Below are 24,691 nucleotides of genomic sequence, written 5' to 3' on the forward strand. Positions count from 1 at the left end.
CTTTTTTTTAACATTATATGTAAAAAAAAAATGTTAATTATATGATTCCAAGTTCTTTTCCTACTTCGGTAAAAGCTTTAATTGCTTGGTCTAAATGCTCTTTTTCATGGGCCGCAGATAACTGTACCCTTATTCTAGCCTTGTCTTTTGGTACAACCGGAAAGAAAAATCCTATTACGTATATGCCTCTTTCTAATAACATATTAGCCATTTTCTGAGAAAGTTTTGCATCATAAAGCATTACGGGTACTATAGCAGAATCTCCATCTATAATATCTAAACCTGCTGCTTTCATACCTTTTTTAAAGTATGCCGTATTTTCTGCAAGCTTATCCCTTAAAGTTGTATCCTTATCTAACATCTCAAACACTTTAATAGATGCACCAACAATTGCTGGGGCTAAAGAGTTTGAAAATAAATAAGGTCTAGAACGTTGTCTTAGAATTTCTATAATTTCTTTTTTACCTGTAGTATAACCACCCATTGCACCACCTAAAGCTTTACCCAAGGTACCTGTAATAATGTCTATACGGTCTAAAACTCCTTTTTCTTCTAATGTACCACGACCAGTTTCTCCTATAAAACCTGCAGAATGGCATTCATCAATCATTACCAATGCATCATACTTATCTGCTAAGTCACATATTTTATCTAATGGCGCTAATAAACCATCCATAGAGAAAACACCATCGGTAACTATTATTTTAAATCTAGAACCATCTGCATTGGCTTGCTTGAGCTGCTCTTCTAAATCTGCCATATCATTATTAGCATATCTATATCGCTTTGCTTTACACAAACGAACACCATCTATAATAGATGCGTGGTTTAATGAATCTGATATTATTGCATCTTCTGCAGTTAATAACGGCTCAAAAACACCTCCGTTAGCATCAAAAGCTGCTGCATATAATATAGTATCTTCTGTACCATAAAAATCTGCTACTTTTTGCTCTAACTCTTTGTGTATATCTTGCGTACCACATATAAAACGTACAGACGACATACCAAAACCGTGTGTATCCATAGCATCTTTTGCTGCTTGAATAACTTCTGGATGAGATGATAAACCTAAATAATTATTTGCACAAAAGTTAATTACCTCTTCTCCTGTAGATATTTTTATAACTGCATCTTGCGGAGAAGTTATTATACGTTCTGTTTTGTAAAGACCTGCTTCTTTAATAGCGTCTATTTCGTTTTGTAAGTGTTCTTTAATTTTTCCGTACATAATTTTAAATTATAAATTCTGGCGTTATGTTATCATTAATATATACTATTACTTTAGTTGCTATTTTATAATTCATAGCTTCTAATGCGGTAGCATAAGTATTTACTTGTTGGTGATACGTATTGTTTGGCACACCTGTTTTGTAATCTATGATAGTTGCTTCATTATTTATATTAATAACAACTCTATCTGGACGCAAAAGTAATCCTTCTGCTGTAATTATATCCTTTTCGTTCTTAACAATATTTCCTTCCTTATAATATATCTCTAAATCTGGATGCTCTATTATTGTAAGTACTTTTTGCTTAGTTACTTCTTTATCTTGCTGAGCTAAATGCCCATCTCTTATTAAAATAGCAATAGCCTTATCTACATCTTTCTTTGTTTTAATATAACTAAGGAGTAAATGTATTAAGTTTCCTTTTTCCATAGCTACGTTTCTACCACTCTCCCACAACATACCAGACTGAGTTAATATTTTAAAACTTGGCCTGTCTTTTGTAGAATATTGATAAGGTATATGGTTTAAAGCACTAATTACTTTAGTCGAAGCTTTTGCATCATCTAAATTACCAAAACTATAGGTAAGCTCCGTGTCTGTCCAAACTCCCATTTGCTGCAAGTACTTAATAAACAAACCAGAATACTTATTTATATTAGGTTCGCCTTTTGTACTAATCTCTTTTTTACTTATTACATACAGTGCTTTAACTGCCCTTGTAAGTGCCACATACAATACATTAAAAGCATCTAGTTCCATTTTACTATGCTCCTCTGTAAACAACTGTGCTGCTAACTCACCGTACTCTTCCATTTCTTGTTTCTTAGTAACAAGCATTTCTGTAAAGCCATTAAAGTGCACAGGATCTACCGGAAGCCAAATTTTCTCGTCTTTACCATATATAAACGAATTTGCAAACGGAAATATAACAATAGGAAACTCTAACCCCTTAGATTTATGCACTGTCATAATCTGGACAGCATTAATATTATCGGGAGCTTTTAAAGACAATTTATCTTTTTTCTTTTCCCAGTATGATAAAAAAGTTTGCGCACTAACACCATCTTTTTGCTCTACATCTAACACTTCATCCATTAGGCTTATTAGATATGCGTCTGATGCTTCTGCTAATTTAAATTGATGAATTGCTTTTTCAAAAGCATCATAAACAGATGATTGCTTTAATTTCTCTATTGCAAAACCATAATCACTATGCAAAAACTCTTCTAAAGAGTTTAAATGTGTTTGTATAAAATTATGAGTTCCTTCTTTCTCATCAGCTAAAAAATATAAGATTTCATAAGCAGTATCTTTATCTTTTGGCTGTGTACTGTATTTTAAAAGATTGATAAGAAAAGTTACTTTAGTACTACTCTTTAACAGTAAAGATTCTGAAGATATAATAGGTATGTTTTGCGCTGTTAAAAAATCTGCTAATACATAACTATGACTATTAGACCTTACTAAAATACAAATATCCTTATAGTTGTATTTTTTTTCTAAGGTAAGTTCTTCTATTGTTTCTAAAACAGTAGTGCAATATAAATCGTTATCATTTTCTTCCTTTTCATTAGGAATAAAAGACAATGTAACCAAACCACCTTCTTTTGTATTTACCTCTTGTTTATTGCCAGAAACATACAACTCTGCATATGTTGGGTTATTTAAAAGGTCGCTAGACAGACTAAAAAAGTTATTATTAAAGTTAATTACTTCTGAGTAGCTCCTATAGTTTTTAGGTAATTCTGCGGTTACTGGCTCTAATACATAAGGTAATTTCTCTTTATTGGTAAGCTGTATAAACTGTTCTGCCTTACCACCACGCCATCTATAAATAGCTTGTTTGGCATCACCCACTAATAAAAGCGACCCCATTTTACCATAATCGTCTAAACTCTCTAAAGCATTACCTATTAGTGGCACTAAGTTTTCCCACTGAAGTTCAGATGTATCTTGAAATTCGTCTACAAAATAGTGTCTGTATTTTTCTCCTAAACGTTCGTATATAAATGGAGCAGGCTGATTCTTAATTTCTTTAGAAATAATTGCATTAAAAGAAGCTAATGTTAATTGGTCTCTTTCTTTACAAATAGCATTAATTTCTTTTTGTATTTCGTTCAAGACCGTTAATGGTACAATATTATTGTATACATTTTTATACAGCGCTCTTTGATAAACACTTTGCTTTACACTTAAATAAATTTCTAAAAGTAATGGTACTATATGCTCTGGGGCATTTTTTACACTAGCTTTAAATATTTTACCGTCTCGTAAATTTTCTTCTAACTTGTTATTATACAGCTTGGTCGGATTAAACTCACCCTCTATTACTTTTTTAAAGTGATTTGGTAATGTTTGCCTTGGAAAATCGGCTATATCTATACCCTCTGTGTCTATAATAGTTTGTACTGCCTTCGCTTTTTCTATACTAGCATCTTCTAGATTTTTTAGAGCAGTAGTAATTGTTTTTTTTAACGCCAAAAAATCTGTGATGCTTTTGGTTTTAAAACTCTTTAAATGTTCTATGTTATTTTCATTAAATAACATTTTCCCCACCTTATTTAAATCAAAAGATATATCCCAACTTTTATCATCATCAATTTTCTCAAAAGTAAATTCTAATAATGTATTGGTTAACAATTTATCTGTACCCGCTTTTGCTATTAAACGCTCTACAGCTTCTGCCAAAAGTAATTCGGTATCTAAAACAACTTCAAAATTTTGAGGTATTTTTAAATCTTTAGCGAAGGTTCTAATAAGTCTATGCGTAAATTTATCAATCGTAGATATATCAAAAAAAGCATAATTATGTAATATACTTTTATGTACTTGTTTTGCTCTTTTCTGTAATTCTTCTGTACTTACACTTAACTCTTTAGCTACATCTAAAAATAAATCTGACGGTGTAACAGTTATATCTGTTTTACTAAAAGCGTATAAATTATCCAAAATACGCTCTTTCATTTCGTTTACAGCCTTATTTGTAAATGTAATAGCAAGTATTTGCCTATAACTTTTAGATGTTTCTGAAGACAAAATAATTTTAAGGTATTCCTTGGCTAAGGTATATGTTTTACCAGAACCGGCAGACGCACTGTATATTTTATAAGGAGAAGTTTCCAAGTAGTTTTTAGTTGCAAATTACATAATATTACAATGTTCTTAACAGAAACCTTATGGAAAATGCTCTAGAATATTGTAAATTTGAGCTACGACATTTTTTTAACTTAAAAATAGATATAATTATGGCTTTTGATTTACCAAAATTACCTTACGCATACGATGCGTTAGAACCACATATTGATGCTAGAACTATGGAGATTCACCATACTAAACATCATAACGGATATACAACAAAACTTAATGGCGCTATAGAAGGCACAGATTTAGCAAACAAATCTATTGAAGATATCTTAACTAATTTAGATATGAGCAATGGTGCTGTACGTAACAATGGTGGTGGTTTTTACAACCATTCTCTTTTCTGGGAAGTTATGTCTCCAAACGGAGGCGGCGAGCCAACAGGTGAATTAGCGGATGCTATTACTGCTGCTTACGGATCTTTTGAGGCTTTTAAAGAAGCTTTCTCTAACGCTGCTGCAACTAGATTTGGTTCTGGTTGGGCTTGGTTATGTGTACATAAAGGTGGAAAAGTAGAAGTTTGTTCTTCTCCTAACCAAGATAACCCATTAATGCCAGGTGTTGGTTGTGGTGGTTTTCCTATCTTAGGTTTAGATGTTTGGGAACATGCATACTACTTAAACTACCAAAACAGAAGACCTGACTACATTGGAGGTTTCTTTAATGTAATTAACTGGGATAAAGTATCTGAGCTTTACGCTAGTAACAAATAAGAATTATTCTTACAAATACAAAAGCCACTCTTAGTTTAGAGTGGCTTTTTTTATACCTTTTATTTAAATGCTTTCTTTAAAATAGAAAAGGGTAGAGAAGTCTCTACCCTTTTCGTCCCAAATCTTACCATAAACTTAACCTACTTATGCTATGGCTCTGCTAAATTACTGGTATTGTGCCTAATAAAAAAAATATTATGTAAAAAAATTAATCAAAAAACAACAAAAAATGCAAAAAACATCGATGAAATACACCCTAATAGCTTGATTACAAGCAAATAAAAAGGCGAAGTTTCCCTCGCCTTTTATCCAAAAACTAATACCAAAACTTGTGCACAAATCTTATAGTTTTGTTAAAATTATAGTAACAATTAAAAATTTGTACAAAAATGATTGTATTACAATTTTTAATCTAACTCAAAATATTCCTCATCTGTCATTTCACCATTCTTAATTCTTTCTAATTCCTTAGTATAAGAACGAATGTATTTGTCCATTTCTGGATTAAAGAATTCTGACTTTTCTTGCTTATAAGAACCATTTAATACACCATTATAGTAGTAAAAGAAATTGTAGTCAAAACTAGCTGCATTAAGGTCATAAGCTCCTAAAAGAAAACCTAATCTTACTGCAGAACGTCTTTGGTAACTACGACCATGATGTCCAGGACTAGATGTGTTATTATCCCCGATAGATTCCGCAAACTCATAAGCTGCTGCAATCTGAGAAAAACTAGTTTTATTATACCCATTTGGTCTTCTTAGGTAATAACCAGCCATACCATCTGCCTCTAATTCTGCAGCTCTTGCAGTAGTTTCATTTTTAGAAGGGTAACCATAAGTAAATTGTAATTGGTGCGCATACTCATGTGCTAAAATCATAACGTTAGCAATTTGCCCTTGTGCCTTTGCAGCATTATAAATAGCCTGACCATAGTAAATTTTGCCACTACCATAAGATATAGCATTGTACGTAGAATTTGGATTAGAGTTATCTTTTACAAAAGATAACGGCACTGCTGGTCTTCCCCAAACAGATGCTATCTTAGAATTCTGCGTTTGCATAAAGTTTGTTTCTGATGTAGAACCTATAGAATTAGATAAAAAAGCAGTACTACTCCAATTACCGTCTACATACCCACAATTATGCAGTTCTTCTGGAAAAGCATCTGAAATTGCCAAAACAGACTCTTCTGCACTTTCTACATCTGCAACATCTGTGTCTTTACTACAAGATTGCAACATCGAAAAAAAAGTAACTCCTAATACATAGGCCACTTTGCGATTTAAGTTTTTCATTTCTTTAAAATTTAAATTAGTTATATATTCACAATATTAGTAAATAAAATCTTACAAATAATGAAATATTAATATTTTTTTAACAATAACTGTGAAACCATCGGATTACTAGGCTTTTATAAAATAAATTTACAGCTGTTAACCAGCATAGAGTCAAAATAAAAATAAAAGTGAAAAAGTGTAATTGTTTTAGATAGACAGAAAATCTAAATCTAGAAAAGTAATTAAAAATAAAAAGGCGAAGTTTCCCTCGCCTTTTTCCCCAAATCTTACCATGAACTTAACCTACTTATGCTATGGTCCTCCAAAGATATTGTTTAAATAAACCCTGTTAAACAATATTAGTTAAACTATTGAGTTTACTAGACTAAGTGTGTTATTAAAGATGTTTGAAAAAAAAGAAAAACTTACATTTGGGAAAGTAGTAAAAAATAAAAAGGTAGAGTTTCCTCCACCTTTTTCCCCAAATCTTACCATGAACTTAACCTACTTATGCTATGGTCCTCCAAAGATATAGTATGCAAGTCACACATACATAATCTATCGGATTAACGTCCATTTCATCAGTCAAACTACATATTATCCGACGTACAGCATAATATAAAAATAAAAAGGCGGAGTTTCCTCCACCTTTTCCCCAAATTTTACCATGAACTTAACCTACTTATGCTATGGTAGCCACTAAATTAGTTACGGAAACACCATTGTATTGCATAAAAAAGACTAAATGCGTATTTTACCGATAAAATACACTAATTGTACCTTTTATCGACTTTAATTAATATGCACGTTCACTTTTACCTTCATAAAAGTTAATAAAAGCTCTGTTTACCACTCTGTTACCTCCTGGAGTTGGATAATCTCCTGTAAAATACCAGTCTCCTAAATTTTTAGGACAAGCTTTATGTAAATTATCTACTGTTTGATATATAATCTCTACTTCTGCTTTAATTTCAGATGAACTAAGTAACTCTCCTATTTTCTCAGAAACCTCTTCTGGTGTAAATGGTTCGTAAAATTCTTTTACATAGTTTATAACATCTTTATCTGCAGAATCTACTTGCGTTAAACATTTTTTATAAATGCCCTCAACAATATCCATAGTACCTCTATCCTTATGTAAGTCCAACGCAGCTCTAAAAGCAATAAAGTCTTCTAACTTAGCCATATCTATACCATAACAATCTGGATATCTAATTTGTGGCGCAGAAGAAACTACTACTATTTTCTTTGGTAGTAACCTATCTAATATTTTTAAAATACTCTTTTTAAGTGTTGTACCACGAACAATACTATCATCTATTATAACTAAATTATCTCCTTTTTTTACAGAACCGTAAGAAATATCATAGACATGCGCTACAAGATCATCTCTACTACTATCTTGTGTAATAAATGTTCTTAATTTAGCATCTTTAATTGCTACTTTTTCTATACGTGGCCTTACCTCTAAGATTTCATGTAATTCTTCAGAAGTAATTTTTCTTCCTATAGATAATATTTGCTCTTCCTTTTTTCGGTTTAAGTGGTTCTGAGCCTCTTTTACCATACCATAGAAAGATGTTTCTGCTGTATTAGGTATGTACGAAAACACGGTATTTTTAATATCATCCTCTATAGATTCTAATATTTGTGGAAAAAGCAACTTACCTAGCTCTTTACGCTCTTGGTATATTTCTTTATCACTACCTCTAGAGAAATAAATACGCTCAAAAGAACAAGCTTTACGTTCTGTTGGTTCTAATATTTGCTTTAAATCCATTTTACCACTCTTCTTAACAATAAGTGCGTGTCCAGGATCTAATTCATGTATTTCTTCAAAAGGAACATTAAATACAGTTTGTATTGCTGGTCTTTCTGATGCAACAACAACAACCTCATCATCTTTATAATAATAAACTGGTCTAATACCAGCCGGATCTCTAAGAACAAAACTATCTCCATGACCTAAAAGTCCAGACATTGCATAACCACCATCCCAGTTCTTAGCTGCTTTTCTTAGAATTTTACCAAGATTTAAACGCTCTGCTATTAATGGTGAAGCTTCTAGTTTTGTAAAACCCTCTTTTTTTATTTGCTTATATAGTTTTGCTACGGCGTCATCTAAAAAATGACCTATCTTTTCCATAACAGTTACTGTATCTGCTTTTTCTTTTGGGTGCTGTCCAATTTGCACTAGATTGTCAAAAAGCTCATTAACATTAGTCATGTTAAAGTTACCTGCAACAATAAGGTTTCTGTGCATCCAATTGTTTTGTCTTAAAAACGGGTGCACACTTTCTATGCTGTTTTTACCAAAAGTACCGTAACGTACGTGCCCTAATAAAACTTCTCCTATATAAGGTATGTGTTTTTTTTGCGCAGCCACATCATCCACATATTCTGGATTTTCTAACATAGCAGTGTTAATACGGTCGTTAATCTGTGCAAAAATATCTTGTATAGGTTGGCTTTCTGCAGAACGCACTCTACTCATGTAGCGTTCTCCTTGTTCCATATCTAACTTAATGCTAGCAAAACCTGCGCCGTCTTGTCCACGGTTGTGCTGCTTTTCCATCATTAAATACATTTTATTTACTCCGTAAAAAGCTGTACCGTACTTTTCTTTGTAATACTCTAAGGGCTTTAAAAGCCTAATCATAGAAATTCCACATTCGTGCTTAATGGCGTCACTCATTTCTTATAATTTGATATTAAAAAAAGCCCATAAATGGGCTTGTTGTTATTGTAATTCTATATTAAACTGCGTTAATTCTGCAAATTGGCGCAGCCTTTTATCTACTTCTGTTTTTTCTAATTTCTCCATACGCTCTGTACCAAAACGTTCTACACAAAAAGAAGCTAAATTAGATCCGTGAATAATTGCGCTTTTTAAATTCTCAAAAGACACATTACCAGACGCTGCTAAATAGCCAGAAAAACCACCGGCAAAAGTATCACCTGCTCCAGTAGGATCAAAAACCTCTTCTAAAGGTAATGCTGGCGCAAAGAATACCTTATCGTCTTTAAACAATAAAGCCCCGTGTTCTCCTTTTTTAATAACCACAAATTTTGGCCCCATTGTTTGTATTTTGGCTGCTGCCTTAACTAAAGAATATTCTCCTGTTAATTGTCTTGCCTCTTCATCATTAATTGTAATAACATCTATATGCTTAATTACGTTTAACAATTCGTCTAAAGCATTATCCATCCAGAAATTCATTGTATCCAAAACAATTAGCTTTGGTTTTTCTGTCATTTGCTCTATAACACTCATTTGGACGGATGGATGTAAGTTTCCTAACATTACAACATCTGCATTTTTATAGCTCTCTGGAACAACTGGTTTAAAATCTGCTAATACGTTTAGTTCTGTTGCTAAAGTATCTCTAGAATTTAAATCGTTATGATATTTACCTTTCCAAAAAAATGTTTTACCACCTTTTACAATTTCTAAGGCAGATAAATCTACGTTTTTGCTCTTTAATAAATCTAAGTGTTCTTCAGGGAAATCTTCACCAACAATAGATACTATTGCTGAGTTTACTTTAAACTGTGAAGCCGCTAAAGCTATATAGGTTGCTGCACCGCCAAGGATTACATCAGTTTTACCAAAAGGAGTCTCTATAGCATCAAAAGCTACAGTACCCACAATTAACAATTTGCTCATATAAGTTAATTTTGGTGCAAAGATACATTTTTGAAATAGCAATTCCGAAGCATTAGAACATCAATTTATAAAAAAAGAAAAACACCTATTTACGCCCAAAGTCAGCCGGAATTTCTCCCCAAGCTTTGGTTTCCCACTTAACTATAGTAGTTGTGTAAGTATTACTCTTTAGCCAATCTTCCGCCCTTCGTATTAAATCAAAAACATCTTTATTCTTAGCAGACTCTGTTAATTTACTATTGCACTTTTTTTTACGAACCCAACTCATAGCGGTTCTAGAGTCTGTATATAAAATTCTGTCGCTATTGTTTTTCTTTAAATATGCCAAACCATGTACTAAGGCCAAAAACTCACCTATATTATTAGTTCCTTGTTTAAACGGACCTTGTTTAAAAAGCTCTTTTGCTCCTTGGGTAACTACTCCTCTATATTCCATAATACCGGGATTACCACTAGAAGCTGCATCTACAGATATAGAGTTATAATTAGGTTGCCCTATTTTAAGCAACTCTTCTTTAGATAAGGTTGTGCTTACCTTTTTACCTTTATAGTCATCATAACTACCATTAAAGGCTTTTTTTGCAGCTTCAAAAGTTAAGAAAGATTTGTACTGCGCACCTTTCTCCTTATTAATAGCAGCCTTGCAAGCAGACCAAGAATCGTAAATACCTGGCTTTTTACCTTTCCAAACTGTATAAAATTTTCCTTTTTTACCCATTTAGTTTGATAAAAGTTGATCTATTACTTTAGGAAAGTGCTCGTATTCTAATACATGAATTTTTTGCGCAATATCTTCTGCCGTATCTGTGCTAATAACTGCTGTTTTTGCCTGATGAATTATTGCTCCTTCGTCATAATTCTCATTTACATAATGAATTGTTATGCCAGTTTCTGTTTCATTATTATTTTTTACTGCATTATGCACATGCATTCCATACATTCCTTTGCCTCCATATTTTGGCAACAATGCAGGATGTATATTAACTATCTTATTAGGGAATGCAGCAACAAAATTTTCAGGTATTTTAAGTAAAAAACCAGCAAGTATAATTAGGTCTGGCTGCATACCTTTTATAATATTTAGCAAGCAATCTGACTTAGAAAACGATTGCCTATTAAAATACAACGCATTAACATTCAATCTATTACACCTGTCAATAACTTTGGCATCTCTTTTGTTAGTAAGTACAGTGGCAATAGTAACCAAAGGGTTGTCTTTAAAATAATTTGCTATGTTCTCTACATTAGAACCAGAACCAGAAGCAAGCAGAACAATACGTTTCATAAAGCGCCAAATAAGTTAGTATAAAAGGATAAAATAAGGTCGTAAAATTAACACTTCAATATTAAATTAAATTAAAAATTGACACATTTTAACGACATTTGGTGTTTTTAAACCAAAGTTTTTTATTTTTGCCTTCAATTAAAATTATTAAAACAAAATTATTATGTCAGACATTGCATCAAGAGTAAAAGCTATAATCGTTGACAAATTAGGAGTTGACGAGAACGAAGTTGTTACGGAAGCGAGCTTTACAAACGACCTAGGAGCAGATTCATTGGACACTGTTGAGTTGATTATGGAGTTCGAAAAAGAATTCGATATTCAAATTCCAGATGATCAAGCGGAGAACATCGCAACAGTTGGTCAAGCAATAAGTTATATAGAAGAAGCAAAGTAATTTATTATATCTTGAACAAGATTTAAAAAAAATATCCATGTGGTAGTCTTGCTGCATGGATTTTTTTTTTTAATTTACACGTATCTAATAAATAGATTTAACAAAATTTGAGTTCATGCAATTAAAGCGAGTTGTAGTTACTGGTCTTGGAGCTTTAACGCCTATAGGCAATAACATAGAAGAATACTGGGATGGGTTGATAAATGGAAGAAGTGGATGCGCCCCTATTACCTATTATGACGCGGAAAAATTTAAAACTAAATTTGCCTGCGAATTAAAAAACTATAATCCAGCTGATTTTTTTGACAGAAAAGAAGCACGTAAACTAGATAAGTTTGCTCAATACGCTATGGTTTCTGCAGATGAAGCTATCGCAGATTCTAAATTAGACTTAGATACATTAGACAAATTTAGAGTTGGTGTTATTTGGGGAGCTGGTATTGGCGGTTTAGAAACATTCCAAAACGAAGTATTAAATTTTGCTGCTGGTGACGGCACGCCAAGGTTTAACCCTTTCTTTATACCAAAAATGATTGCTGATATAGCACCAGGTAACATATCTATTAAACATGGATTTATGGGACCTAACTATACTACTGTATCTGCATGTGCATCTTCTGCAAATGCAATTATAGATGCATTAAACACTATACGTTTAGGTCACTGTGACGTTGTTGTTACTGGTGGTAGTGAAGCTGCCGTAACCATTGCTGGTATGGGTGGTTTTGGAGCAATGCATGCATTATCTACAAGAAACGATAGCCCAAAAACAGCATCTAGACCTTTTGACGCTACCAGAGATGGTTTTGTTTTAGGAGAAGGAGCTGGCGCACTTATATTAGAAGAATACGAACATGCAGTAGCAAGAGGTGCAAAAATTTATGCAGAAGTTGCTGGTGGCGGTTTATCTAGTGATGCTTACCATATGACAGCTCCACATCCAGAGGGTATTGGTGTTGTACGTGTTATGCAAAACTGTCTTAAAGATGCAGGCTTAAACCCTGAAGATGTAGATGCCATAAATACACATGGTACCTCTACTCCATTAGGAGACGTTGCAGAATTAAAAGCTATTACTAAAGTTTTTGGTGAGCACGCACATAACATAAATATAAACTCTACTAAATCTATGACAGGGCACTTACTTGGTGCTGCCGGAGCAATAGAAGCAATTGCATCTATACTAGCTATGGAACACGGTATTGTACCGCCTACTATTAATCATGAGAATGTAGATGAGAATATAGATCCTAAGTTAAACCTTACACTTAATAAGGCTCAAAAAAGAGACGTGAAAGTTGCACTAAGCAACACGTTTGGATTTGGAGGGCACAATGCTTGTGTAATTTTTAAAAAAATAAACTAAGATAATGAGTTTTATCTCCAAAATATTTAATTCCCATCCAGAAAAAGATGGGGATTTTTTTTTAGGAATAACACACATTTTAGGTTTTAAACCTAAAAATATAAGTATTTACCAGAAAGCTTTTTTGCATAGATCTGCAAACAAAAAAGACAAAGACGGAAATCCTTTAAACTACGAGCGTCTAGAATTTTTAGGAGACTCTATGCTAGGCACAATTATTTCTAAATACTTATATAACGAGGTTCCTCTAGGAGACGAAGGTTACCTAACCAAAATGCGCTCCAAAATTGTTAGTAGAGAGCATTTAAACGAATTAGGAAAAGATCTAAACCTAATTAAATACGTAGAAAGCAGAATCTCCAAATCTCATTTTGGAGAAAACATACATGGTAATGTTTTTGAAGCTCTAGTTGGTGCTATTTATTTAGATAGAGGATATAACTATTGCGAAAAATTTATTCGCGAAAGAGTAATAGGTCCTTATGTAGATATAGAACAACTAGAAGGTAAAGTAATAAGTTACAAAAGTTTGGTTATTGAGTGGTGCCAAAAACAAAAAAAGCAGTTTAATTATAATGTATATGAAGATACAGGTAATGATACTCTAAAACACTTTGCCGTAAAACTTTCTATAGACAATAATATTATAGCAAAAGCAAGAGCAACATCTAAAAAGAAGGCAGAAGAGCTTGCTTCTAAGCGTGCTTTTTTCGCACTTCAAGACAAAATTAAGAAGTCTAAGTAAAATAATTGTTAACTAAAACGTTTTCGCTCTAAATACCTTGCTCAAACCTTAAAACATACTAGGCTAGTATTTGTTTTAATCCTATATTTACTCTTTCAGACATAAAGAATATGGGAGCTATACATAAAATTTCTGAAGATTTTTTTGAAGATTCTTTTTCATTAATTGCTCTACACAGCAGTCTAGAAGATTATGCAATTGGCTATAATCTCAATTTATTTTTAAAAGCTAATTTTAAAAGAGCTAAAGTAGATTTAGATGTCAACCAGCGTATTTCATTTCCTTTTTTCGAATGGGAAGATGTAGACAATCACAATAACTGGACTTTAATTAGCAACCATAGTAAAATAGAAGAACAAGAGGAACAAGGAGGTCTGTTTGGTAGTGAACTATCATACACAACACATTATCTAGTGCCCGAATATAAGGACGTAGATTATTTTTTAAAGATTGAGCAAGAAGACAAACAAATTGTAGCTGCAATTTTAAAGCAAATTGTAAGTATACCAAAAATTGTAACTGCTTATAGTATTGATGTTGATAACCTAAAATCTAAAAACAACTTAATTTTTTAAGAATGCCAACTAACAAAAAAACAAAAATAGTAGCAACACTAGGACCAGCTACCAGCACAAAAGAGGTTTTAAGAGATATGATTAATTCTGGAGTAGATGTCTTTAGAATTAATTTTTCACATGCAGATTATGCAGATGTTACTGAGCGTGTTAAAATGATACGTGAACTAAGTGAAGAATTAGGATCTAACACTTCTATATTAGGAGATTTACAAGGACCTAAACTTAGAGTTGGTGTAATGGCTGGCGAAGTAGTTGTTTCACCAGGAGACAAAATATCTTTTATAACAGGTAAACCTTTTGAAGGTACTGCAGAAAGAGTATACATGAACTATGCTTCTTTCCCTAAAGATGTTAAGCCAGGAGAATTAGTTCTTTTAGACGATGGTAAATTAATGTTTAAAGTACTTTCTACAAACAAAAAAGACGAAGTAAAAGCTGAAGTTATACAAGGTGGCCCTTTAAAATCTAAAAAAGGAGTAAACTTACCTAACACTAACATCTCTTTACCTGCTTTAACAGAAAAAGATATTAAAGATGCAATTTTTGCCATATCACAAAATGTAGATTGGATAGCACTTTCTTTTGTACGTTTTAGTCAAGATTTAATTGACCTACAAACGCTAATTAAAAAGCACACAGATCACAAAATTCCAATTATAGCTAAGATTGAAAAACCTGAAGCTGTAGAAAATATAGATAAAATTGTTGCTTATTGCGATGGCCTAATGGTTGCTCGTGGAGATCTAGGAGTAGAAGTTCCTGCACATGAGGTACCATTAATTCAGAAACAACTAGTACTTACCGCTAAAAAAGCGCGTATTCCTGTAATTATTGCTACACAAATGATGGAAACAATGATCACAAGCCTTACACCAACACGTGCAGAGGTTAATGACGTTGCAAACTCTGTTATGGATGGTGCAGATGCTGTAATGCTTTCAGGAGAAACTTCTGTTGGTAATTACCCAGTACAAGTAATACAAAAAATGACTAGCATTTTAAAAAGCGTAGAAGGATCAGATTTAATTTCTGTACCACATAACCCACCACATGTAAAAACAAGCAGATACATTACAAAATCTGTATGTTACCATGCGGCTATTATGGCTAATGAAATTAAAGCAAAAGCAATTTCTACATTAACAAATAGTGGTTACACCGCATTTCAGATTTCTGCATGGAGACCAAGTGCACACATATTAGTATTTACATCTAATAAAAGAATATTAACACAACTAAACCTTTTATGGGGTGTTAAAGCTTTTTATTACGATAAGTACGTGTCTACAGATGAAACTATAGACGATGTAAATGCAATTGCTTGTAAAAAAGGATTTTTAGAAGTAGGGGATATGCTTATTAGTCTTGCCGCTATGCCAATTAAAAATAAAGGTATGGTAAACACATTACGCGTTACAGAAGTAGAAGCTAGCACAATGAAATAGTTTAAAAAACTAGTAATAGATATAAAAATCCCAGGCAATGTCTGGGATTTTTTTGTTTATTGTTTTCCTTATTATTGTAAGTATACAAACAACCAAAAGACTAATTATATAGGTTGACTTAAAAATGTCTTTATGAAATTTAAATATACTGATACTAAAATTGATTCTGTTTTTGGAATGACAGACGACATTAAAAAACATCTAACTTATTTTAATACCAATAAAGACACCATAAGCATTTTATGGAACCAAAATAACACCGCCGTAACTTTAGAAATAGACAACACAGCTATAGAACTACAGCCTAATCAATTAATAACAACTACTTATTTACACTACGTCTCCTATCAAAAAGCAGAGCAGCCCTTAACTGCTTTTATGTTTAATAGACCTTTTTATTGTATTAGAGACCATGATAGCGAAGTGTCTTGTAACGGAATCTTATTCTTTGGCACTCAAGAACTACCTATTGTAACTATCCCAGAAGAGCAGCAACGTAAATTTAACACCCTATACGAGATTTTTATAGACGAATTTAGCACATCTGACAAGATACAAGGAGATATGCTTCAGATGCTCTTAAAAAGGCTTATAATAATCTGTACACGCTTAGCAAAAGATCAACTTACTCTAAAAAAATTAAATAACGAGCAAATAGACCTGGTTCGTAAATTTAATGTCTTGGTTGATGAGCATTATAAAACCAAACGTAAAGTAAGCGACTACGCAGAACTACTTTTTAAGAGTCCCAAAACCCTTTCTAATATTTTTGCGCTTTACAACCAAAACACTCCACAACAAATTATATTAAGTAGAATTGCATTAGAAGCAAAACGACTTATGAATTTTACAGATAAGCAAAACCAAGAAATTGCATACGATTTAGGTTTTAACGATCCAGCTCATTTCAGTTCATTTTTTAAAAAAATGACCAATCATTCTCCTACTCAATACCGCGAATTACACAAAAACTAACCTTTCGGGAAATTTCTACAAGCCGTCGGGAAATTGCTATTAACAAAAAGCTTTTAATAGGTCGCATCTTTGCATTGTAATTATAAAACAACGCAATTATGAACTTAATACATACATCTATTTTTAACCTAATTGAAATATTTAGGTCAGAGAAAAAAAGTAAACAACAATCTGTATTAGCAACAGATCATTGTGAAAAAAAATACCATCACGATTTCTACTGTGATGCAGAAAAACCTTTTATCCAAAATTTTCAATAAAAAATAACACAAATCGTCATTCTTAAAAATGACATTAAAAAAATAATTATGAGCAATTTTAGCGTATTAACAAGAGCAGAAGTAAGTGAAAAAAATCAAGGTATTTTTGATTCACTAGAGAAAAAAGTAGGTTTTGTACCTAACCTATACGCAGCATACGCACATTCTAATAACGCATTAGAAAACTACCTTAATTTAAGTGCTGCAAAAACCTCTTTGTCTGCAAAAGAAAAAGAAGCAGTAAACTTAGCAGTTAGTGAGGTTAACAAATGTATTTACTGTTTATCTGCACATACTGCAATTGGCAAAATGAATGGTTTTACAGATTCAGAAATATTAGAATTAAGAGCCGGCAAAGCTTCTTTTAACTCTAAACTAGATGCTTTAGCAGCTTTAGCTAAAAACATTACAGAAAAAAGAGGCGCAACAAACACTACTGTTGTAGATAACTTTTTAAACGCTGGTTACACTAAAGAAAACTTAATAGACACTATAGTTTTAGTTGGCGATAAAACTATATCTAACTATGTACACAGCACAACAAAAGTGCCTGTAGATTTCCCTTTAGCACAACCATTAAACTAAGTAGAAGCTTAAAATAAAAATAACAAACAATTAAATAAACAAGATGAAAAATTTAAAAAGCGCAATCGCATTAATAGCACTAGCAGTAGGTTCTGTATTTACAAGTAACGCACAGGACAAAATGGACAAAAAAGCTCCTAAAGTAGTTTCTTTAGAGCAAGTTGAAGGTGAGTTTACTAAGAAAAACTTAACTCTAAGTCAAGGTACTTATGTCTTTGAAATTGCAAACAACAATGTTGGTCATGATGTTGGTTTTGTACTCGTAAAAAAAGGACAAGATATTAGCAAGCCAGAAAACCACATTAAAACAGCTTACGTTACTAAAGCAGTTGCTAATGGCAAAAAAGAAAAATCTAACCCAACGGTTTTAGAAAAAGGTGAGTACGTATACTTTTGCCCCTTAAACCCAACGGCTACAGACAATACAATTACAGTAAATTAAGGGTAATCTTTTTTTGTGTAAAAATCCTCTTCTGGCATACCTATGCTGGTAGAGGGTTTTTTTATTTTAAAGTACGTCTGTTATAGCTATACTTTCACCATTAAAAATAAAATTTTCTCCTTTGCTTTTACCAAACAACAACTTACCAATTGGTGTATTTGCAGATATGCAATATATATTTTTAGCACTTAGCGTATACTCCCCTGCAGATATAGATAAAAAGTAATTATTTTTCTCTGTAAAAACAACACTCCCTAAACCAATGGCAGCTACCTGCTTTGTTGGTTTTACTTTAGACAACAACTGTTGCATTTTTTCTGCCTCTAATAACTGTTGACCAAGTTTTTCGCGCTCTAACTGCAACATAGCTCTACCGGTCTCGTGTTTATCGCCAGCACTACTTTTTGTTTCAGAGGTTAACGATTCTTGCACACCCGCTATGTTCTTTTGTATTCTAGAAACTCTATCGTTTATAAAACCAGCACAAAATTTTAAAAGCTCTTCTTTATCTACCATTCTACTAAATCTGCTAATTCTTTACCCACTAAACTACCAATGGCTATACCCATACCACCTAAACGAACGCCACAATAGACATTAGATGCGACTTGCTTTACAATAGGATTTTTCTGTTTACCAACACCCATAACACCACTCCATCTTTGATCTACTTTAAAAGGTGTATTAGGCAAAATAGTTTCTTTAAGTATTTTTTCAAGTTGATGTTGCACTAATTGTGTTTGTCCAAATTCTGTGGTTTCTTCTGCTTTAAAATCTAAGTTTCTTCCACCACCAAATAAAATTCTATTATCTATATTTCTAAAATAATAGTAACCCTCATCCAAATGAAAAGTTCCTCTTATATGTAAATTCTCTATTGGCTCTGTTACTAATACTTGCGCCCTAGCCGGCTTCACTTTTTCATTTAACAACTGAGCAGCAAAACCATTGGTTGCTACTATTAACTTTTTTGTTTGTAGCGCAAATGTATCTGTTTGTACCGCTACACTAGTAGCTAATGCAGTAAAAGTTTTTACCGTTGTGTTATTTAATATTAATATTCCTTGTTGATACACTTTTTGCAGTAAACTTTGCATCATCTTACCCGTATCTATCTGAGACTCGTGCTTATGCGTAATGTAGTTTTCTTGTGTTTTTTTAAAGTTGAAACTATTATGACTTGCTACAAATGGCTCCTCTTTAAAAACTGACTTAAGCAACGTATTTATACTTGTCATTTTCTCTAGGCAATGCTCATATAAATTGACATTAGTCTCTAAAAACAGTTCGTGACCGCCATAATTTTTATAACCTATAGCTGAGTCTCCCAAGTTGGTGCGCAACAAATTAATACCGTCTAACCTCTTTTTTACCAAAGCAACAACTTCTGTTTCTGTATGCCGCTCTAAGTCTGAAAGTATTTCTGATATACTACCAAAGCAAGCAAAACCAGCATTTTTAGTACTAGAGCCTTGGGGCAACATTCCTTTTTCTAAAATTAAAATCTTTGCTTTAGGAAAACGAGCCCTTAAATGTAAAGCACAGTTTAGTCCAACAATACCACTACCAATTATGGTAAAATCTACAGCAGACAACCACGTTTTATGTTCCCAATAACTAAAATTCATTCTACTAAAATAAGAACTAAAACTAAGCTATTGTATGTTTGTCTGCTATTTGGCGTTTTCTAAACCAAAAAATAATTGTGTAATTATATTTACATCTTCTCTTTGTGCCGTTAGCACACCTTCTAAACCAACTTTACCTTCTTCTACCAAATTAGCATTAACATCTAAGGTTTTTAAAAGACCAAATATTAAGTCAGACTTAGGAAAACTTAACTGTTCGTTTAATTTTTTAAAATCTGCGGTACACTCAAAAAAATTAGCCGTTTTAAACGTTTGTGTTTTAGGCAGACTCTTATCAGTAGAAAACAAGGTCGTATTATTTGCGCTAGACACCTTAAGATTATAATACGGGAATGCCGTAAAGATATCTTGTTCTATTGCCCCTTGTTCTTTTAAATATGTAGATAAACCTTTCTTTTTAGATCCTATATTAAGGTATATTTTTGGAACTTCTTTTTCTTGAATCGTCTTGGCTGCAACCTTATTAAAATTGTCATCATAAGTATAACTTACAATAGTATCTTGTTGCATTGTTTTACCATTTATAGCTAAGCTAAAAAAGCCATTACTATGGGCTACTATAGAATCTATTTTTAAATTACTTTTTTCTAAAAAAGAACTGTTTTTAAAGGTCGACACAAAATTAGATGTATGCTTTGGATCTGTAAAACTATAATCCATATACAATTGAAAAGACGCGTCTGTAATACTACTTACCGAAATTTCTTTAGCAAAACCAGTTGTACTATCTACCTCTAATTGTCCAGAAAACTCTAATTTACCGTCTACAAAATTTGCACCAACTAAACCGTTACCTTTTACATACACAATATGGTCTTGAGCACTTTTTAGTTTTTGTATTAATGCATTATTCTTGTCTGTAATTAGCTTATTACCAACAAGAACATCTGTAAACACAGATGCTATTTTGGTGGCTGTAAGTTTTTCTGGTGATGCAGCTATTGTTACGTGTGTTGTATTCCAACCAATAATGACTTTAGATTTTTCTAGAACAGCATATTGATACTCTTTTTCTCTCTCTATAACAGATTTTTTATCTGCAACAAAAGTCTTTATATAGCTTTTAAAGTCTAACGAATTATCTATTGGCAAGGTTGCAAACACTGTATTCTTTACATTTTTTAATGTGTATAAAACCAGAGTATAAGGCTGTAAATCTACCCCCTTATTCTGTGTAGAATCTTTCTCTTTATCTTTTTTACTACTAGAAAAAGAAATATTACTGTAATAATACTTAGGAGCAGATAACGCATCTAAAATCAAGGTCTCTTTTATACTATGCAGATCTACTTTTACAACTACATCTGCATCTTTATGCAATACACCTATTAATGATGATGTCCTGTTTATATAGTTGTAGCCCCAATAACCAATACTTAAAAGTATGGCTATTGGGACTACAAATTTTAAAATTTTTTTTAAACGCATATGTTCTAAAAACTTAATCTAAAAAAGCATCTATAAAATTAATAAAGTAAACTAAACCGTTTTTATGTCCTTCTTCTGGCGTATTTAAAACTACTTTACTGCTAGACTTATTTCCTTTTAACTTGCTAGTAGTAATTAGCATGTCTTCTGTATTGCTAGTTATAAAGTTTATTTTCTTTCTAAAATCTCTTGGCAATTCTTCAACTGGCACTTGAGATATAATACTTTTACCATCTACATAAACAGCAGAAGTGTTTTTGCTAATATTTTTCTTGTGCTCACTAGAAACACCACCATTAAAGTTTCCATTTCTAATTGCTAATAACTGCTCTTTAGATGTTGCAAAAAACAACACTCCGTTAGCATGCATTGCATACACATTTACAGGCACACTTCTTGGCGTGTTAAATTTATAAATACCGTTATCTACCGTCATTTCATTTTCCTTAACAGCAATATTCATAAGCTTATTAAAAATACTTTCACCATTAGATGTTGCCATAAAGATAAAGTCCGGTACAGTTTCCTCTTTTGTTTTCTCAATAGGAATTCTGTTGTAGTCCTCATCATAATCATACGTAGTGTATGTTATTTGTTTTTTGGCTATATCATTAACAACAAACAACATATCTCCTCTAACCAATTCGCCTATTGCTTCTTCATCTAAGAAAATAGATAACACATCTGCACCAAGCGGAATCATAGTTGCCATTTCGTTATTAGCAGAATTAGCAAACATAGATTTCATTAGCTTTGGATATTCTGTAAGCAAACCTTCTGTACTTGCATTAACAGACATATAACCCAGCATTTTATCTTCATTAAAATACTTAAAAAAGTCTTTATTCATTTTACCATCATACATAGCTTTGGCGTGTTTAGCCATTATATCGCTCATTGTATAATCTATATTTAAAACTGCACTAGTTTTAGTAAAATCTAAAGTAGAAGATACTGTAGAACCGTTATACAACTGCTCTACATTATACATACCTAAAGCATTACCATACATTTGATCTAAAACTAATTCTTGATAAAGATTCATAAAATCTCCTGCCCAAGCATGCGCTTCAAAATTTTGCTTACCCAAACTAGCAACATAACTTTTGTTACGTAAAATATTATTGGATGAGTGGTCGCCATTTATAAAAGCTTTTGCCTTTTGTAAATTACGCACTTTTGCTTTTTGAGTTTTAGCTATTCTTTTTGCTTCTCTTTCTTGGCGTTCTCTTTTGTAACGCTCTTCTCTTTTTTTATAGTAATCATCATTAGAGTATGTTGCATCTTCGGTAGATTCAATTACCGTCTCTTCAACATCTTCAATTTCTACTTCTACAATTTCAATAACTTCTTCAGCCTCTTCAACTTCTACTGCTTCAACAGCATCTTCTGCGGCATCAACAGCAACTTCTACTGCTTCTTCTATTTCTGTAACATCATCATAACTGTAGTAATTATAATCATCATCTTCGTTTGTATCTTCAGAAATAACCACAACAAGCATTCTATCATTCCAGGCTACAGTAATGCCGTCATAATTATCTTGCATATAAGTTATATCACCGTCAGTTTTTATCTTTTCGGTACTACTATTATTCTTTTTAATTAGGTTATCAAACCCATTTTTAGAACGTAACGGAATAGCAAAGTAGTTAGAAAAAACACCTTTTTCTGCTTGTAAAAAATAATATGCACTTGCATTAAAATCTATACCTAAATCATTAAGACTTGTTAGGTCACCGTCTGATTCTCTGGCTAACTCTTTAACCATTTCCTGTCCTATTTTAGAGTTTTCAAACTCTTTAATAGAAAATAAGTCTGTAACATTACTTCCTTTTATAGTAACAACCGCACTAGAATTGGCGGGTATATTTTTTATTAAATCTTGCGCTTGTGCTGTATAAGCAGCGCAACAAATGGTTAGGCTTAGTAATAATTTTTTCATTCTTTTAGTTATTTATTAATTGTATGGTATTTTCTACTGTTTTTTCACCTGAAATTAAAGACATTGCTGCCACACGTAAAAAAACCGCTTTTTTATTTGGTGATATTTTTGATGCCGAATTAGAGACACTTTTTACAAGCGACTTAAACCTATATATTGTTGTGTAACTAGCATCGTTAAAGACTTTTTTATCTTCTTGTTTAAGTGAATTAAATGTCTTTTTTACACTACCATCATATCTAAAATGTCTTTTAAATTGATGATTTGCATTGTTATATGAAAAGTTGGTAGTATTAAAGTTTGTCTTTTCTCTTTTATTCTGCTTGGTAATTAACTCTTTAAAAATTGAGTTAACATTCTCTACCGATTTAAAATCACAAGAAATTGAAAAGATATAATTATCAAAATCTACACTCTTTTCTATATTAGAAATACCTTCTGTTTTCCCTAGATGATCTATTGCATTTTTTATAGCCAAGTTAATGTCGTCCTTAGAAGGTACTTTATACCCATTAACACTATCTAACAGCATTACAGACGCTAACTTAGACTTACTTTTACTTAGGTTAGCTGTAACCGTTATACGGCCAGTACCGTCTTTATTTAAGTTTATCTCTTCTAAAATCTCAAAACAACTTGTACACAATAACAATGAGCAAAACAAAAGTGTGTATGTAAATAGTTTTTTTAACATATATTGATGTAAAATTATAATAGTAAACTATGTTTTCCCTTTAAAATTGTAATTAGAGTAAACTTTCTTAATTAGACTACTGCTCGCCTTAAATATTACTCTAATGCAGAAATAGCATATTCCCAGTTTAATGCCTTGGCATATTCTAAAGCTGTTTTTCCTTTATTATTTTTAGCTTCTTTATCGGCACCTAAACTTAATAATATCTCTATTGTTCTTTTATTACCTGCAATTGCTTGCCTATGCAAAACGGTAAAGCCTTCTTCATCTAAAGCAGTAACTTGATCTGGGTTTTCTTTAAAAAATTCTAAGAATTTATCTCCCATATTTACACACATAGGATGCTCTATAAGGTTTTCTGGGTTCTCTTGCTGCTTATACACATTTAGAATATTATTATAATCGCCAAAATCTAATCCCCAAGAACTATCATGTTGTGCCCTTGCTTCTTCACTCATATCAGATCGTAATGCATGAATTGTATAACCTCCATAGGTTTTACCAGAGATAGCAAGCATCCAATCACTAATTTTATGTAAATCACAACTAACTACGTCTCCTTCAGACACATTTGTTAATTGTATAGGCTTATTTACTAGTACTCCAGTAACAGTCTCCCCATCAAAATAAATATCGTTAACCCACATATATTCAATTGTTGGTTTTTCATCTCCTTCAAACATTTGCTCAAACGGAAACTTAACTATTGCTAAACTATGAGCTGGAACTATACGTCTCTGTTCCCAATATAATTCTCTCCAAAAAAACTTAAAAGTTTCCTGTGCTTTTTTATAAGCTACAGACATTTTATCGTTCTCTTTTACAAAAAAAACTTCTTGTTCTTTATTTTCTGATGTTGACATT

Annotated in this window: 23 protein-coding genes; 10 read left to right on the forward strand and 13 right to left on the reverse strand. The window is 32.3% G+C overall.

Translation table 11 applies throughout. The annotated features are described in order from the left end of the window. Positions 1–37: 37 nt before the first annotated feature. Both kbl and BT107_RS11570 read right to left on the reverse strand, forming a co-directional pair. Positions 38–1,231 (reverse strand): glycine C-acetyltransferase, encoded by a 1,194-nt coding sequence (gene kbl, locus BT107_RS11565; RefSeq protein ID WP_072303971.1) that lies wholly within the window; start codon positions 1,229–1,231, stop codon positions 38–40. 4 nt (positions 1,232–1,235) lie between these two features. Further along, positions 1,236–4,355 carry a UvrD-helicase domain-containing protein gene (locus tag BT107_RS11570; RefSeq protein ID WP_072303972.1) on the reverse strand — a complete coding sequence of 1,040 codons (3,120 nt, stop codon included), beginning with the start codon at positions 4,353–4,355 and terminating at the stop codon, positions 1,236–1,238. A 122-nt stretch (positions 4,356–4,477) separates the two neighbouring features. Between BT107_RS11570 and BT107_RS11575 the strand changes: the two genes are divergently transcribed. Beyond that, a complete protein-coding gene (locus tag BT107_RS11575) occupies positions 4,478–5,086 on the forward strand; it encodes a superoxide dismutase (RefSeq protein WP_072304249.1) in 609 nt (202 codons plus the stop codon). 407 nt (positions 5,087–5,493) lie between these two features. Here the strand turns inward: BT107_RS11575 and BT107_RS11580 are convergent, their stop codons facing one another. The 5 genes from BT107_RS11580 to purN all read right to left on the reverse strand — a co-directional run bounded on the left by BT107_RS11580 (position 5,494) and on the right by purN (position 11,318). Further along, the gene (locus BT107_RS11580) at positions 5,494–6,384 is read right to left on the reverse strand and encodes a neutral zinc metallopeptidase (protein WP_072303973.1); all 891 of its coding nucleotides are present in this window, start codon (positions 6,382–6,384) and stop codon (positions 5,494–5,496) included. 778 nt (positions 6,385–7,162) lie between these two features. Then, positions 7,163–9,061, reverse strand: coding sequence for an amidophosphoribosyltransferase (locus BT107_RS11585; RefSeq protein WP_072303974.1), 1,899 nt, complete (start codon positions 9,059–9,061; stop codon positions 7,163–7,165). 45 nt (positions 9,062–9,106) lie between these two features. After that, the gene (locus tag BT107_RS11590) at positions 9,107–10,033 is read right to left on the reverse strand and encodes a PfkB family carbohydrate kinase (protein ID WP_072303975.1); all 927 of its coding nucleotides are present in this window, start codon (positions 10,031–10,033) and stop codon (positions 9,107–9,109) included. 85 nt (positions 10,034–10,118) lie between these two features. Beyond that, complete coding sequence (locus BT107_RS11595) at positions 10,119–10,751, reverse strand: ribonuclease H1 domain-containing protein (protein ID WP_072303976.1); 633 nt, start codon at positions 10,749–10,751, stop codon at positions 10,119–10,121. Then, on the reverse strand, positions 10,752–11,318 hold the full coding sequence (gene purN / locus BT107_RS11600) for a phosphoribosylglycinamide formyltransferase (RefSeq protein ID WP_072303977.1): 567 nt from the start codon (positions 11,316–11,318) through the stop codon (positions 10,752–10,754). Positions 11,319–11,481: 163 nt separating this feature from the next. Here purN and BT107_RS11605 point away from each other — a divergent pair, with 163 nt between their 5' ends. From BT107_RS11605 to BT107_RS11640, 9 genes are all read left to right on the forward strand, one after another. Next, positions 11,482–11,715 (forward strand): acyl carrier protein, encoded by a 234-nt coding sequence (locus BT107_RS11605; RefSeq protein ID WP_008269813.1) that lies wholly within the window; start codon positions 11,482–11,484, stop codon positions 11,713–11,715. A gap of 115 nt (positions 11,716–11,830) precedes the next feature. Continuing rightward, a complete protein-coding gene (fabF, locus tag BT107_RS11610; protein ID WP_072303978.1) occupies positions 11,831–13,081 on the forward strand; it encodes a beta-ketoacyl-ACP synthase II in 1,251 nt (416 codons plus the stop codon). 4 nt (positions 13,082–13,085) lie between these two features. Beyond that, entirely contained in the window at positions 13,086–13,826 is a 741-nt protein-coding gene (gene rnc, locus BT107_RS11615; protein WP_072303979.1) for a ribonuclease III, read from the forward strand. 110 nt (positions 13,827–13,936) lie between these two features. After that, the gene (locus BT107_RS11620; protein ID WP_072303980.1) at positions 13,937–14,401 is read left to right on the forward strand and encodes an IPExxxVDY family protein; all 465 of its coding nucleotides are present in this window, start codon (positions 13,937–13,939) and stop codon (positions 14,399–14,401) included. Between the two features lie 2 nt (positions 14,402–14,403). Then, the gene (pyk, locus tag BT107_RS11625; RefSeq protein WP_072303981.1) at positions 14,404–15,849 is read left to right on the forward strand and encodes a pyruvate kinase; all 1,446 of its coding nucleotides are present in this window, start codon (positions 14,404–14,406) and stop codon (positions 15,847–15,849) included. A gap of 132 nt (positions 15,850–15,981) precedes the next feature. Beyond that, entirely contained in the window at positions 15,982–16,824 is an 843-nt protein-coding gene (locus BT107_RS11630) for a helix-turn-helix domain-containing protein (protein ID WP_072303982.1), read from the forward strand. A gap of 98 nt (positions 16,825–16,922) precedes the next feature. Further along, complete coding sequence (locus tag BT107_RS17535) at positions 16,923–17,084, forward strand: hypothetical protein (RefSeq protein ID WP_170854732.1); 162 nt, start codon at positions 16,923–16,925, stop codon at positions 17,082–17,084. A gap of 48 nt (positions 17,085–17,132) precedes the next feature. Then, complete coding sequence (locus BT107_RS11635; RefSeq protein WP_072303983.1) at positions 17,133–17,669, forward strand: carboxymuconolactone decarboxylase family protein; 537 nt, start codon at positions 17,133–17,135, stop codon at positions 17,667–17,669. Positions 17,670–17,712: 43 nt separating this feature from the next. Further along, complete coding sequence (locus BT107_RS11640) at positions 17,713–18,111, forward strand: plastocyanin/azurin family copper-binding protein (protein WP_072303984.1); 399 nt, start codon at positions 17,713–17,715, stop codon at positions 18,109–18,111. A 66-nt stretch (positions 18,112–18,177) separates the two neighbouring features. Here the strand turns inward: BT107_RS11640 and BT107_RS11645 are convergent, their stop codons facing one another. The 6 genes from BT107_RS11645 to BT107_RS11670 all read right to left on the reverse strand — a co-directional run bounded on the left by BT107_RS11645 (position 18,178) and on the right by BT107_RS11670 (position 24,690). Beyond that, on the reverse strand, positions 18,178–18,627 hold the full coding sequence (locus BT107_RS11645; RefSeq protein WP_072303985.1) for a 3-oxoacyl-ACP synthase: 450 nt from the start codon (positions 18,625–18,627) through the stop codon (positions 18,178–18,180). Further along, positions 18,621–19,739, reverse strand: coding sequence for an NAD(P)/FAD-dependent oxidoreductase (locus tag BT107_RS11650; protein WP_072303986.1), 1,119 nt, complete (start codon positions 19,737–19,739; stop codon positions 18,621–18,623). The genes BT107_RS11645 and BT107_RS11650 overlap by 7 nt, the downstream gene beginning before the upstream one ends. Positions 19,740–19,784: 45 nt before the next feature. After that, complete coding sequence (locus tag BT107_RS11655) at positions 19,785–21,188, reverse strand: hypothetical protein (protein ID WP_072303987.1); 1,404 nt, start codon at positions 21,186–21,188, stop codon at positions 19,785–19,787. Positions 21,189–21,201: 13 nt separating this feature from the next. Beyond that, positions 21,202–23,133, reverse strand: a complete 1,932-nt coding sequence (locus tag BT107_RS11660; protein ID WP_072303988.1) for a hypothetical protein — start codon at positions 23,131–23,133, stop codon at positions 21,202–21,204. A 4-nt stretch (positions 23,134–23,137) separates the two neighbouring features. Next, positions 23,138–23,827 (reverse strand): hypothetical protein, encoded by a 690-nt coding sequence (locus BT107_RS11665; protein WP_072303989.1) that lies wholly within the window; start codon positions 23,825–23,827, stop codon positions 23,138–23,140. Positions 23,828–23,922: 95 nt separating this feature from the next. Next, on the reverse strand, positions 23,923–24,690 hold the full coding sequence (locus BT107_RS11670) for a DUF2314 domain-containing protein (protein WP_072303990.1): 768 nt from the start codon (positions 24,688–24,690) through the stop codon (positions 23,923–23,925). Position 24,691 lies beyond the last annotated feature (1 nt).

The sequence above is a fragment of the Cellulophaga fucicola genome (genome assembly GCF_900119145.1).
In the GTDB taxonomy this organism is placed as follows: Bacteria; Bacteroidota; Bacteroidia; order Flavobacteriales; family Flavobacteriaceae; genus Cellulophaga; species Cellulophaga fucicola.

What these genes read in the sequence shown, in the direction of transcription:
- BT107_RS11665 (WP_072303989.1), bottom strand. Translation starts at nt 23,827, where the DNA reads ATGTTAAAAAAACTATTTACATACACACTTTTGTTTTGCTCATTGTTA.
- BT107_RS11605 (WP_008269813.1), top strand. Translation starts at nt 11,482, where the DNA reads ATGTCAGACATTGCATCAAGAGTAAAAGCTATAATCGTTGACAAATTA.
- BT107_RS11655 (WP_072303987.1), bottom strand. Translation starts at nt 21,188, where the DNA reads ATGCGTTTAAAAAAAATTTTAAAATTTGTAGTCCCAATAGCCATACTT.
- BT107_RS11620 (WP_072303980.1), top strand. Translation starts at nt 13,937, where the DNA reads ATGGGAGCTATACATAAAATTTCTGAAGATTTTTTTGAAGATTCTTTT.
- pyk (WP_072303981.1), top strand. Translation starts at nt 14,404, where the DNA reads ATGCCAACTAACAAAAAAACAAAAATAGTAGCAACACTAGGACCAGCT.
- BT107_RS11590 (WP_072303975.1), bottom strand. Translation starts at nt 10,033, where the DNA reads ATGAGCAAATTGTTAATTGTGGGTACTGTAGCTTTTGATGCTATAGAG.
- BT107_RS11585 (WP_072303974.1), bottom strand. Translation starts at nt 9,061, where the DNA reads ATGAGTGACGCCATTAAGCACGAATGTGGAATTTCTATGATTAGGCTT.
- BT107_RS11630 (WP_072303982.1), top strand. Translation starts at nt 15,982, where the DNA reads ATGAAATTTAAATATACTGATACTAAAATTGATTCTGTTTTTGGAATG.
- fabF (WP_072303978.1), top strand. Translation starts at nt 11,831, where the DNA reads ATGCAATTAAAGCGAGTTGTAGTTACTGGTCTTGGAGCTTTAACGCCT.
- BT107_RS11575 (WP_072304249.1), top strand. Translation starts at nt 4,478, where the DNA reads ATGGCTTTTGATTTACCAAAATTACCTTACGCATACGATGCGTTAGAA.
- BT107_RS11670 (WP_072303990.1), bottom strand. Translation starts at nt 24,690, where the DNA reads ATGTCAACATCAGAAAATAAAGAACAAGAAGTTTTTTTTGTAAAAGAG.
- kbl (WP_072303971.1), bottom strand. Translation starts at nt 1,231, where the DNA reads ATGTACGGAAAAATTAAAGAACACTTACAAAACGAAATAGACGCTATT.
- BT107_RS11650 (WP_072303986.1), bottom strand. Translation starts at nt 19,739, where the DNA reads ATGAATTTTAGTTATTGGGAACATAAAACGTGGTTGTCTGCTGTAGAT.
- BT107_RS11580 (WP_072303973.1), bottom strand. Translation starts at nt 6,384, where the DNA reads ATGAAAAACTTAAATCGCAAAGTGGCCTATGTATTAGGAGTTACTTTT.
- purN (WP_072303977.1), bottom strand. Translation starts at nt 11,318, where the DNA reads ATGAAACGTATTGTTCTGCTTGCTTCTGGTTCTGGTTCTAATGTAGAG.
- rnc (WP_072303979.1), top strand. Translation starts at nt 13,086, where the DNA reads ATGAGTTTTATCTCCAAAATATTTAATTCCCATCCAGAAAAAGATGGG.
- BT107_RS17535 (WP_170854732.1), top strand. Translation starts at nt 16,923, where the DNA reads ATGAACTTAATACATACATCTATTTTTAACCTAATTGAAATATTTAGG.
- BT107_RS11660 (WP_072303988.1), bottom strand. Translation starts at nt 23,133, where the DNA reads ATGAAAAAATTATTACTAAGCCTAACCATTTGTTGCGCTGCTTATACA.
- BT107_RS11635 (WP_072303983.1), top strand. Translation starts at nt 17,133, where the DNA reads ATGAGCAATTTTAGCGTATTAACAAGAGCAGAAGTAAGTGAAAAAAAT.
- BT107_RS11595 (WP_072303976.1), bottom strand. Translation starts at nt 10,751, where the DNA reads ATGGGTAAAAAAGGAAAATTTTATACAGTTTGGAAAGGTAAAAAGCCA.
- BT107_RS11640 (WP_072303984.1), top strand. Translation starts at nt 17,713, where the DNA reads ATGAAAAATTTAAAAAGCGCAATCGCATTAATAGCACTAGCAGTAGGT.
- BT107_RS11645 (WP_072303985.1), bottom strand. Translation starts at nt 18,627, where the DNA reads ATGGTAGATAAAGAAGAGCTTTTAAAATTTTGTGCTGGTTTTATAAAC.